The sequence below is a fragment of the Marivirga aurantiaca genome (genome assembly GCF_016679925.1).
GTDB classification, from domain to species: Bacteria; Bacteroidota; Bacteroidia; order Cytophagales; family Cyclobacteriaceae; genus Marivirga; species Marivirga aurantiaca.
The window spans coordinates 1-12,721 of the sequence record NZ_JAEQBW010000016.1; the positions used below are offsets into that span (position 1 = coordinate 1).

Consider the following 12,721-nt stretch of genomic DNA (forward strand, 5'->3'; position numbering starts at 1 on the left):
GAAGTAACCTGGAAATATTCGAGAATACCTTCTGGCAAAAACAACTCAATTAAACTCTGATCCACTTTGTCTTTTTTTGACAAAGTTAATTCTTCATTCCTAAATCCCCAGATTTATTGCTTGATCCTATATTATCGATTAAAGTGAAATCCTCTACAATAAAAAAACACGGAGCAAAACCCCGTGCATTTTTGTTTTATGGTTGTATATGAAGAAGAAAAATTTTAATTAATTCCCATATCCATCATTTTGATCCAATTCTGGATTAGCAATTAAATCATTTGCAGGAATAGGGAATATTTCTAAATGATCATTTATTGAAGCACCATCTAAAGCTCCACCTTTCCAGGGCCAGGTATATCCGTCATTTGAATAAGAAGTAAAAATATAAGCCTTATTTCAAAATTTTCAAAGTTTGAACACTTTGATCAGATCCAATTATTTTAAGAATTATTAAGCCAGAATAAGAAGTGTTAAATTTAATATGATTTAAATCAAAACTTATCTCTGATAACAAAAGTTTTTTTCCATATTCATTATATGCTTGTATTTTTACTTCAGAATTTGGTGTAGTTCTTGAGGTTAAATGATCTATGTTTAAAGATATATCATCCAATTCAACCTGAACCTCATCATTCTTAATATAACCTAAAACATATCTTGATCTAGGTAACCAAATACATTCATTTGAATTTTTAAGATCTCCAGTACAAATATCTGTTCCAGTCAATTGAAAAAAGTTATATTGGTTTGCAGAAGGTATATAAATCATGTAATCATAACCATCAATAGTTCTGTCCCCTGCATTAATAAATGCATCACCAACAGTTTTATTCATGGAGATATTCTTTAACCTTTTATTAAATCTAATATAAATGTATTGTCCGTTATCTATGTTAGTACAAAAGGTTGTATTATTAAGTGTTTGATATCCTGAGTTTGGGGAACTTGAATAAGTTGCTACATGGAAAGGTGTAGGTGTATTTCTAGATAAAAATTCTACACTTATTTTAGCCTTTATAACATTATTAAACCTATCTCTGAAATAACCTGTAACATAAATCATATCTGATGGATATGGACTATTACTTGGTAAATAAAAAGTTACACTTGTGTTATTCCGCCAAATTGGAGCAGCATTTATAGAAAGCTCCCAATTGCTAAATGTAACCCCAGCTGGTAATTCATTTAAATTATAGCTAACAGTGACACCATCGCCTCTACAAGCTAATTTTTTACTGGAATATAAATTACCATGAAGGTTCATTGTTCTAGCAACCACATTTTCGTCATAAAAAGTCTGAAGCATCCTATTTTTCTGACCATTGGTGAACCGATTTCGAGTTTCACGATAATATGACATAAAATTTTGAATATCTGGATTATACATACCAGTCCTACCTGTATTTGCATCAGCTGGTGTATCACATACAAGGTCTCCACACTCCTCGCAGTTAGGCAAAACTGATGGTACTAATTCTGCACATCCAGATGTATTTGTAGCAGTCCCTTGAAACGTATGATACAAATTTAAACAGTGTCCCATTTCATGTTGCATAGTTGTGGTAAATAATGCATCATATGTAATAAGAAATGCATTTGATGGAATATCTTTGGCGCGACCATTTATTAGCCCAGTGAAAACCTGCGCTCTATTTAGTATGTATATATTTATTACGTTGGGATCATTATTAATATTAAATAAGCTAACATTAGGATCGACCACAATATCATAATCAAAATATGTAGTGTTATTTATATTTGTGTAACCAATAATATCAAATAAAATGTTGTAATCTTTAAATTTATTTGATAATCCTATTTCTAAATTATTCAAAATAGAATGATTATATTTTGCACCACTTCCATCGTTTTTCCGTACAAAATGTACTTTTACATTAACACCTAATTTAGAATCAGGGTTTACAAGTAATCTACTATTTGAACTATTAACTTTTTGTCTATTGTAATTCTCTAAATTAAATGGTGTTCCACAGTCGCTAATATTAGCTGTGTTTATATTCTGAGACAATAAAAAATAACCGTTTGAGGCTAAAATAAGAAGTATAAGCAATGCTTTCATAATGTTTTGGTTTACTATTTAAAAAAGATTTAAAATTCATTATTTTACAATAATTTTTTTAGTGTAAGATGTATTATTTATATTGAAACTAATAAATAAAATATTGTTAGGTAAATATTTAGTTATGATTTTCATACCCTCAGATATTTTTTCACTATCAAAAGAATACGAATTGCCATTCGAGTCAAAAATCTTAATATCATATATCATTTGATCTTGCTTAAATTCAATAATTAGATAATCTTTTGATGGATTAGGATATAAGTTTAAATCACTGGATAAACCTCGATCATTGGAAAGTATAGAAGTAGTATTTATTACTAATTCATTACTAACAGATGACAAATAACTATTGTTAGCACTCACTCTATAAGTATACTGCTGATTAGGTAGCACTTCTGAATCAATAAAGTTTGTTACATCAGCACTTACTTTGTCAATTTCGACAAAATCCTCTGAGTCTGTTTTTCTGTAGATGCTATAGCTTAATTCTATGTTTGAATTATCTTCCCAGCTTATTGAAACGCCTTCTTCTGCAATCTCGCTTAAATCGGTTAATTCTGGAGCTATAGGTGAACTGTAATTAATTAATTCGGCTTCTGGTGATTCTAATTTCACATCTGTATAAATACGGAATTCACCAGGTTGTAAAAATACAGAAAACACATCACTGGTGACATTTAGAGTATCACCCCCAGAGAAATAATGAAGCCAATTGCCCTGATGCGGGAAATTAGTATTAAAAGCTTTAGGTACAACATCCATGTTTGCAATTACATGCACATTCATTTCTGATGAATTGGTAGGGTTTGATATGAAAGGATCACTCAGAAGAGAGATTTCCTTGAACAGTTTTTGATCTTCTCTAAAAACAACACTTTCGGTATCAAAAACTTCATAAGTATTCCGCAATTTAATAATCTCTGAAGTTGTTTTCAATAATCTTTCGCGATTCACATCTTCCAGATAATTCCAGAGTAGGGGCTTCTCTCCTGTTCGTCCATTTTCATTGATTGATACATCATATCCAAATTCTCCGAACTGCCAGAGCATTTTAGGTCCGGGAATAGTATAAAACAGTGCAGATGCTGCTTTCATCCGTTCTAAGGCAGTATTTACGTTTTTTGTAGAATAACCTCCTGAAGCGTTTCCATTATTAATTAACTGATACATTAATCTTTCCTCATCATGGCTTTCCATATAACTTACTAAATTAGGGTTATTCCATCCTCTGGTGCCATGGTAGGCGTTATCAATATTGGCATTATCATTATAGCCCATAGCCAATTGAGAGTAGGCGTAATGTAGATTGCCCCAAAGCATCATTCCATAATTAGCTAATTCAGTTTCTTCGCTATTATCCGCAAAATGTTCCAAAATAACATAAGCATCAGGGTGCGTTGACCATATCTCATCTGCCATTCGTTTGAGTAAAGCAATTCTTGAATTGTCTCTTCCACTCCACGCTCCTACATTATCACCTGTGTTAGTCTGAGTAAATCCTTTAGAAAGGTCAAATCGGTAACCATCTATTTTATACTCCTCCAGCCAATAGTGATTGATAGAATCAAGCAATTCCTGCGTATAGATACTTTCATGATTCATATCAAAAAAAACATTAAAAGGATGTTTTGCTTGTTGGTTAAACCATTTATTATCAGTTTCAGGAACAAAAGTGTTAAAATTTAGGTCCATGAGTAGAAAGGGTGATGGAGCATCCTGATGATTCATGGCTATATCAAGAATTACAGCTATACCATTTTTATGACATTCATCTATAAAGGCTTTGAAGTTATTTTTTGTACCGTAGAATTTATCAGGAGCAAACATAAAAGCGGGATTATAACCCCAACTATTATTTCCATTAAATTCCATAACAGGCATTAACTCAATGGCATTTACGCCTAATGATTTGATGTAATTAAGAGTATCAATCAAGCCTTCGTAGTTTCTGTCATCCACTCCTAAATAGTCTCTTATGAGTAATTCATAAATTACTAATTCCCCGTTTTCAGGTTGCTCAAAATCATCAACTTCCCATTGATATTCCTCTTGATTAGTTTGAAAAACAGAAGCTCTGTTAAAATACCACTCTGTGTGTCGTGCTCCTTCAGGATAGTCTATTAAATCTGGGTAAGTACTTTCGGGAATATATTGATCATCAGGATCTAAAACCTTATCAGCAAAAGGTTCTGCTATGTAAATCTGCTCGTCAACCAAATATTGGAAGGGATACTCTTTCCCCGGAGTCAGGTTATCTAATGTGATCCAAAAGATTTCTCCATCTCTCTTCATTTTATAATCTAAATCCACTTCCCAATTTGAGAGTTCACTTACCAAATAAGCAGATTGATTATTAGGTGCCCAAAGCGCCAGAGTTACTTTATCCATTTCAGTATGATAATTGATCCCTTTTTTGATGCCAGCCGGCAGCGGTTCATTAACGGTTTCCGTTCTAATGATATAGGTGAACTCTTCCACTTCAGTCACACCATCAGCAATAGCTTCAATTCTTACAGGAAGACTTCCTGAACTCTGATTTACATTTAAAACATAGGTATAGGAACTAATACCAATTTGTGAATCAATTAATAAATCATTAACAAATAATTGAAAATCAGCTGTTCTGTTTCCTGCCACTTCAATGGCAATATCTTCACCAGAATTTACAAAGAGCACAGATTGAGAGGGGTTAACCAGAGAAATGTCAAAGCTTCCATCAGAAAAATCCACAAATAAGTCTGTATCTGTTTGTTTATTATCAGCCCAATCTACTGATTTTAATTTTAGGCCTATTTGAGTAATTTCCTCTACTGGTTTATTAAAAAAATCTACGGGTACGAATGTAATTGTGTAAACATCGGGGTTAGCTTCCGACCTGGTCATTAAGGCATCTGACTGTGCATCGGTAGCAGGATTTACGTTGGTGGGCGCATCACATCCTGTTGTACAATTTTCATTAAGCCATGTCCAAATCCAAACATCACCAGTATAACCTTCCAAACTGGTACCTTCTGAATTTACTGTAAAAGTAACTTCTTCCGAAGCCTGAGGAATAGTAGGATTAGTAATAACTGTTTGGGCTTGAACTACTCTAGTAGTTAATATAAAAAATAAAAGAAGTTTAAATTTTAACATAATTAAGAAATATAAAAAGGCACCGAAGTGCCTTTTAATTTATTCAAGAATAATTGATTTATTTACAGCATCTAAAGTTATTTTATAAATTCCTGGTGTTCCAATAAACCTAAAATTACTATCTCCATCCAATGCATTTTCAAAGCTGGCATCAATAGTGTACCCTTCATTTTCATAATAAGGATAATTCCGTCCAGATCCCCAATCGCCTTCAGTTTCAAAGAACCTAAAGGCATCATTTTCAAAATTGAGAACAGAAACCCATACGTTTTCTTTAATCTGAATCATTTCTACGGTTGGTTCATCCCAATCCCATCCACTTGGAGTTGCAGCTCCAACCATAAACTTGGACGGTCGACCATCTATGTAAATCAATTTATTATTAGTGTCTAATGTGAAAGTATATTCACCTGCTTCTCCAACGAATCGGAAATTCTGATCTCCATCAGCTGCATTTTCAAAACGATCATCTATAGTATAACCCTGATCCAGGAAGCCAGGAAAATTTGTTCCAGACCCCCAGTCATCTCTCACATCAAAAACTCTGAATGCCTCATTATTAAAAACCAAGGTACCCTGAAAGAGACCTTCTTCGACCTCAACTATTTCAGTGGGATTATCCCAACCCCATCCTCCAGGAGTAGCTGCACCTACTAAATATTTTGCTTGTACAGATGTAAATCTTTTGAAAGAGATAGTAAAAACATCATCAGAACCTTGTGATAAACTTCCACTACTTGCTACTACTTGCCATTGAAGAGTCAAAGTTTCACCTTCAGCCAAACCTTCTGTTTCCAATATTTGATCAACTGTTTGGTGTGTAAGAGTAAGACTATTGTCTAAACCCTCATTGTCTGATGGTAAAGAAAGAAAAGGCTCAGAAAAATCTCCATCGGGTTTAATAGCTTCCCAAGTATAACTAACAGTATTTCCAAATCCAGAGTAAGTAGAGTCCCATGTAATTAAAATTTCTGCACCAGGATTGTCAATCTGTAAATCAACTGATGTTTCATTTGGAACAGAAATTAAACCAAAAGGAGCAATTTCATCCTTAAATCTGGTGAGAGTGATGGCATTGGGATCTGCTACTTTTACGATATCGCCATTATCGGCAAGCACTGTCCAATTCAATGTAACGGTTTCACCTGTTGCAAGACCAAGACCTTCGAGGGTATTATCAAGCGCTTCGAAAGTAACTGTTAGGGAATTTTCTCTTCCTTCATTGTTGGAAGGAATGGCAACTAATGGTTCTTCCACTGAAGAATTATCATCATAAGCCAACCATGTATAAAGCACCTCAGATTCTAAACCGGATTCTGCTTCACTCCATTCAATAATCAATTCATTTTCAGGATAAATAGAACGCAATTCCACAGTTTCACTTCCAGTAACTAATTGAAAATCTGCGAGTGCCTCTAAACCAGTACCGGTAAATTCTTCTTGTTCACATCCTGATAAGATTAAACTCAACAGGAAAAAAACGCTATATAATTTTTTCATATTTCAATAACTTAATTATTATTAATTACATCGGAAGAATAAGTTCCTGATTGAACTGTGCCTTCCATATTTCTATAGATATAACTAAATGAGGAAATCATCTGTCCAGCTTCTAATTCAAAAAAACTTCGAAGGTCAACCGTTAATGAAAAGACACCATTACCCTCATCAGTCATGGTCAGCTCTGGGGTAGTGCCCACCTCTGTCCACGGGGCTTTTTCAATGTTACCTTCCACAGGTACACCATTTTCATCAATTACATTGGCAAATGCATAAACAAAAACATCTTCCAAAGTCTTCATATCAGCATTATCTGCTAAAGATTGATCGAAATAAAGCGTTACAAAATCCTTACTTGTGAAAGATTCAGGGAAAGTTCTCGATTCTGCAGGCGTAAATATTAATGATTCAACAGGTAAAAATAAATCAATCGTTTGATCACCATTTCCCTTACATGCAGCAAATTCCTTGGGTATGAAACCTATTTCACTACCTATTATTGCGGGAGACGCAGCAAACAATTCTGTAGGAGTAAAAGTAAAACTCCATACATTGTCCCCCTCATTCGTCATCAATAATTCTGAGTTGGATCCATTACAAAAATCCCCATTGCCTCCTACTCCATCAGGCCCTGGACCACCTGGAATAAAGATCCAGATATACAATTCATCAAGTGAAGCTAAATAGCTGCAACTTGAAACATCAACAAATAATTTTACTTCATCTTCTGCTGTAAAAGTTGCAGGTTCAGTTCTGAAAGTAGCTTGATCACAGCTCTGTGCCTTTACAAAAAGAGACGAAAAAGCTAGTACAATTACTATATATAATTTCTTCATCTTCATCATTTTATAAATTTATATTCATATGTTACTATTGGCTCTTCATCTACCATCCTGGAAAAACTAAGATTAAGTTCACCCTCACTTAAACCCAAATACGTACCAACAATCAGAGTGAAAGAACCCCCTTCAGGATTGGTGAAAGTTATTTCTTTTGGATAATCAGGATCATCTAACGACCAGGATCCCTGGGATATACCTAAAATAGTCGGAGCATCAGTTGCTCTTTCTTCAAAACTGGAAGGATTACCACTGTCAGACTGATTAAGCACTAATTGATAGTCATTAAAACCTGCTCTCTCAGTCAATTCTATTCGCTGAACAAAGTCAGGATATCCTTTACTAACCGCTTTTTCGTCTACCTGTATAACTGAACTCAAAGTCCAAGTACCGGAAAGACCAGCTGCTCTATCCACTGGTTCTCCTATATCCTCAAACTCAGGTCTACAACTTGCAATTGCAGCAAGAAAAAACATTATTAAAATTATATTTTTCATATTTCTAACTTTTAAATCTCGATTAACATCCATTCGGATTATTGCCAACAAATCCTTCTACTGTTTCTAATGTGGGGAATTCTAGTAATAAGCCTGGGCATGACCAGATGGCACCGTCCAGTCTTAGATTAGAGCTGTTCTCAAGAATACCAACTCGCTTAACATCATGCAAATAATTACCTTCCGTTACTAACTCGATCCTTCTTTCTAATCTTGCTGCATTGATAATGCTTGTAGTGTTAGCATTAGGAGATAAATTTTGATCTGCTGAACCAAAAGCTCTTTCTCTTATATCATTAATATCACCAATTGCAGTACTGAGTTCCTGATCGGTTAATGCAGCTGATTCTGCTCTAATCAACTTTAATTCTGTTAAATGAATTAATGGTACATCAAAAAATGAAAGTCCATTATATTTTGTAATATAAATTTCTTCATCACTGGTATCCTCATTTGCTACAGTAAACCAATTCAGTCGAGCATCCCCTTCTCTTTCAGCAACAAGCTCGTAGACTTCTTCTGAGATTTTTATAATAGGTTCAATTTCATCAGATCTGAAGTTATTGGTAAATCCAGCACCTCTGTGATCCGAAAAATTAAGACTTGGCATTACAAAAATGCCCTCAGAGGATAAGCCTTGAGAAAATCTATGAGTTAAATCCTGATCCAAATTATATTCTCCACTACTTATGACTTCATTGGAAAGAGTAAAGGCTTCCTGGTATTGATTACTCAAAAAATAGAGTTTAGCCAAATATGCTTTTGCTGCGTTTTCAGTAGCAAATCCAAAACCTCTGTCATTTCCATCAGCTAACAATGAAGCCGCCTCCAAAAAGTCACTTTCAATTTGGATGTAAGCTTCTTCAAAAGTTGATCTTAGCTTAGCATCCTGAGATGCTTCAGTCCGGAGAGAGATTCCCGGATGTTGATTGTCGTCAGTAAATCCAAATGGCTGTGCGAATAGATTTAATACATCAAAATGACATAATGCACGTAAAAAAAATGCTTCTCCTCTCAATCTGTCAATTTCAGCTTGACTTAAACCTTCCACTGACTCAATTTCTTCCAGCAGAACATTGGCTCGAAAAATTGCGATATATGGTTCTTGATAATATCCACCAATCTCCCCATTAAAAAAGCCTGGATTTCTTCTATATACTTCCAGCTTGTTTCCAGTTAAACCTTTATTGGAAACCTCATGTGCTAAAAGTTCTGAAAATAGTTGGCTTCTACCACCCAAAAAACTACCTCCATTCCCTCTTAATACATCATAAGCTGAATTAATAAGTTTCTCATAATCATCAGCTGTATTAAGTGCTTCTTCTGGCAATAATACATCTTGTTCTTCTATCTCCAACCAATCATTACAACCTGTGAATGTTATGGCAGCGATTATTAATGGATAAAATAATATTTTTTTCATAATAGCTATCTTTAAAAACCTATATTTAAACCAAGCATATAAGCCCTTTGCTGTGGTGGAGTTAAGAAAGAAACATTAGGGCTAAGATTTCTATCCTGCGCATTTTGAAAATCTCTTGCAATCTCTGGGTCACCAGGATATTTTGTAAAAGTCAACAGATTACTACCTGTAAAAGATATCCGTACGTTGTTAAGATTATATCTTTGCACAAGGCTCGATGGTAAATTATATCCTAAACTTAAAGACCTTAATCTCAAATAACTGGCATCATACAAGAACAGAGTAGAATTATATTGCCATACATCTCCTCCATCAGCTCCTTGAATTGGTTCGAGTGTTAATTTTGGTAATTGAGCAATATCCCCAGGCTGTTGCCATCTGTTAACAATATCTCCTCTGAAATTCCAACTTGTCACTTCAGAAGGTAATTGTCTTTTTGCTGACCCATCATATATATTACCGCCAACTGTATATGTGAAGAACACATTTAAATCAAAATTTTTGTAGGCAAACTTATTGGATATTCCACCTACAAGATCAGGTATTACTGAACCTACCACTACCCTATTGCTTAAATCAAAGTTGAATGTTTCATTTCCATCTTTATCTAACCAAATAGGCTTTCCTGTATCCGGGTCTACCCTGGAAAATCTAACTAAAAAATTGGCACCAACTGGCTGACCTGGCACCACTCTGGTATCGTTGAAGCCACCTCCAACTGCATCAGGCGAGTATCCTCCTATATCTTTTACTTCGTTTTCATTTCTGGCTGCATTAATTGTAGTTGTCCATGTAAAATCACCAACAAGGTTTCTACTAGTTAAACTTAACTCAACACCTGAATTATCTATTCTACCAATGTTGTCCCAAAAGTTATTGAACCCAGTACCTGGTTGAGTGCCAACATTTATAATTACATCAGTGGTCACTTTATTATAATAAGCTATTTCTGTAGTAATTCTATCATTAGCAAATCCGGTTTCAATAGCAAAATCGATAGTCCTTGTTTTCTCCCATCTTAAATCAGGATTAGCAAGTCTGGTAGGAAAAACAGTTGGCTCCCCATTATAAACCTGACCACCCTGTCCAATTTGAAAGTTACCAAATCGTTGGAAATCGGGAAACGTAGAATTACCTGTTAAACCCCAACTAGCTTTTAATTTTAAAAAGGAAAGAAAGGTTACATCACTCATGAAATCCTCTTCTGAAATAATCCATGCTCCAGAAAGAGATGGAAAAAAGCCAAATCTGTTATTTTCTCCAAACCTGGATGAAGCATCCAACCTGGCAGTACCCTGGAAGAAATATTTATCATTTAAACTATAAGAAGCTCTTGTAAAATAGCTTAAAAAAGCCCAGTTACTTGTATTTTGAGCAGTGAAAATTGTTGTATCTGTACTATTCCTTGTTCTGTTATCGGTAATAGATTTTTGAAATTCATTACCAATAAGCACATTTAATTTACTCTTCTCTGAGAATTTAAAATCATACCCAGCAGTTAAGTTGTAAGTGAAATTCCTGATATAATTTATATTATTATTTGAAACATCAAAATCGTTATTTGGATTAAACCCTTCATTAACAATCCGCTGGTCGTTCAAATCAAGATAATCGAACCCACCTGAAAAATTTATCTTTAAATTATTTATTGGTTCAAAAGCTATATTAAGATTGGTAAGGCTTCTTTTTTCGGTAGTAGTCCAATCTAAAAAATCTCTTACAAAAACAGGGTTTCCCCAACCATTTGCATCATCAATAGGATTATAATATTCCTGTTCCCCATCAATGGTTGTAAATATGGGATAAATTGGATTCGCTTCAGATAAAGCTGCACCTAGACTTCCTTCAAACAGATTTACTCTATTATTTATACCTTGAGCAACGGATTGATTCAATGAAAAAGATAAATTTTCCAGTGGTTTATATTCCAAATTTGCTCTTCCACTCATTCTTTCGAAGGCATTACCTATTAGAAAACTTTCATTGTCAGTATAAGAAAGCCCTATGTATGTTTTAAACTTTCTAGTACCCCAATTGCCAGATAAATTGTATTCCTGATTCACTCCGGTCTGGGTAGTAGCATCAACCCAATCAGTATTGTTCGCTAATGCATCTTCCCAACTAATCCCATCAGGCAATTCTACTCTACCTGTATTACCATCATTTTCCCATGCTTCTTGTCGTAATTGAATATATTCTGAAGCTGAAAGCATATCTGGTTTAAATGCCATTTCAGCAATCCCAACATTGGAAGAAAAATTAAATGTAGGTTTACCTGATTTTCCTTTTTTAGTGGTTACCAAAACTACCCCATTTGCACCTCTTGATCCATAGATACCTGCTGCCGAGGCATCCTTTAATATCTCAACAGATTCGATGTCATTTGGATTTATCGTAGATAGAGGGTTATAATTCATTGCTCCTGCACCACCATTTCCTAAAATAAACTGATCCTGAGTTACAGGTACACCATCAATCACATATAAAGGATCTCCACCAGCACTTACTGAACTAATGCCCCTTACTCTTATGACAGAACCAGAGCCAGCCAAACCACTTCCTTGTACCACCTGGACCCCTGCGGCTCTACCTTGTAAAGCAGCTTCAAAACTAGGAGTTGGAAATTCATTGATATCCTCGCTATCAACTTTAGATATGGATCCTGTTATCTCCCTTTTCACTTGGGTTCCGTAACCTACTACTACAACCTCTGAAAGGGAAGCAATGTCCATGATCATTTCAACGTCTATAGTTGATTGGTTTCCTACTGTAATTTCAGTATTACTGAAACCAACAAAGGAAAACACCAATACATCGCCTTTTTGAGCAGATAATGAGTAATTCCCATCCAGATCAGTCACAGTTCCTTTTCTTTGCTGGTTTTTGATAATAACATTCACACCAGGTAGCCCTTCTCCCGTGTCATCTACTACTTTTCCGCTAACCTGCACTTCTTGCGATAAAGCAATAGAAGCGAGAGATGCATAGAGTAGAAAAAAGATTAGTAAAAACTTATTTTTCATATGTAAACATTTAGTTGTTAATTAATTTCTGGTTTTTTTATAGAATATCAGAAGTTTCAATACCATCGCAACTCCATTTTCAATAATCAATTATAAAACGCTTATCGCGCAAAGAATAACTTAAACACACATTTTTCACCGCAATCGTCTCCGCAATCGTTTGCGGAAAAGCGATTATTTTAGCATATTTGTGAATTCTCAAAATTTTATGGATTATT

Annotated in this window: 7 protein-coding genes; all 7 read right to left on the reverse strand. The window is 34.7% G+C overall.

All coding sequences use genetic code 11. The features are described from left to right. Positions 1 to 394: 394 nt before the first annotated feature. Genes JKA74_RS19690 through JKA74_RS19720 form a run of 7 tightly spaced genes read right to left on the reverse strand, consistent with a single transcriptional unit; the run spans position 395 to position 12,503 of the window. Positions 395 to 2,083: a M43 family zinc metalloprotease gene (locus JKA74_RS19690; RefSeq protein ID WP_201432961.1), complete on the reverse strand. Its 1,689-nt coding sequence runs from the start codon at positions 2,081 to 2,083 to the stop codon at positions 395 to 397. Between the two features lie 39 nt (positions 2,084 to 2,122). Then, positions 2,123 to 5,221, reverse strand: a complete 3,099-nt coding sequence (locus JKA74_RS19695) for an alpha-amylase family glycosyl hydrolase (RefSeq protein ID WP_201432962.1) — start codon at positions 5,219 to 5,221, stop codon at positions 2,123 to 2,125. Positions 5,222 to 5,260: 39 nt separating this feature from the next. Continuing rightward, on the reverse strand, positions 5,261 to 6,721 hold the full coding sequence (locus JKA74_RS19700) for a SusE domain-containing protein (protein WP_201432963.1): 1,461 nt from the start codon (positions 6,719 to 6,721) through the stop codon (positions 5,261 to 5,263). A gap of 11 nt (positions 6,722 to 6,732) precedes the next feature. After that, positions 6,733 to 7,557, reverse strand: a complete 825-nt coding sequence (locus JKA74_RS19705) for a DUF4961 domain-containing protein (protein ID WP_201432964.1) — start codon at positions 7,555 to 7,557, stop codon at positions 6,733 to 6,735. A gap of 5 nt (positions 7,558 to 7,562) precedes the next feature. Then, a complete protein-coding gene (locus JKA74_RS19710) occupies positions 7,563 to 8,057 on the reverse strand; it encodes a DUF5004 domain-containing protein (protein WP_201432965.1) in 495 nt (164 codons plus the stop codon). 22 nt (positions 8,058 to 8,079) lie between these two features. After that, positions 8,080 to 9,480: a RagB/SusD family nutrient uptake outer membrane protein gene (locus tag JKA74_RS19715; RefSeq protein WP_201432966.1), complete on the reverse strand. Its 1,401-nt coding sequence runs from the start codon at positions 9,478 to 9,480 to the stop codon at positions 8,080 to 8,082. An 11-nt stretch (positions 9,481 to 9,491) separates the two neighbouring features. Then, positions 9,492 to 12,503, reverse strand: coding sequence for a SusC/RagA family TonB-linked outer membrane protein (locus JKA74_RS19720; RefSeq protein WP_201432967.1), 3,012 nt, complete (start codon positions 12,501 to 12,503; stop codon positions 9,492 to 9,494). Positions 12,504 to 12,721: the final 218 nt, after the last annotated feature.

Bases quoted from the DNA above. Each gene is read 5' to 3' on its own strand.
- JKA74_RS19690 (WP_201432961.1), bottom strand. From the start codon at position 2,083: ATGAAAGCATTGCTTATACTTCTTATTTTAGCCTCAAACGGTTATTTT.
- JKA74_RS19695 (WP_201432962.1), bottom strand. From the start codon at position 5,221: ATGTTAAAATTTAAACTTCTTTTATTTTTTATATTAACTACTAGAGTA.
- JKA74_RS19700 (WP_201432963.1), bottom strand. From the start codon at position 6,721: ATGAAAAAATTATATAGCGTTTTTTTCCTGTTGAGTTTAATCTTATCA.
- JKA74_RS19705 (WP_201432964.1), bottom strand. From the start codon at position 7,557: ATGAAGAAATTATATATAGTAATTGTACTAGCTTTTTCGTCTCTTTTT.
- JKA74_RS19710 (WP_201432965.1), bottom strand. From the start codon at position 8,057: ATGAAAAATATAATTTTAATAATGTTTTTTCTTGCTGCAATTGCAAGT.
- JKA74_RS19715 (WP_201432966.1), bottom strand. From the start codon at position 9,480: ATGAAAAAAATATTATTTTATCCATTAATAATCGCTGCCATAACATTC.
- JKA74_RS19720 (WP_201432967.1), bottom strand. From the start codon at position 12,503: ATGAAAAATAAGTTTTTACTAATCTTTTTTCTACTCTATGCATCTCTC.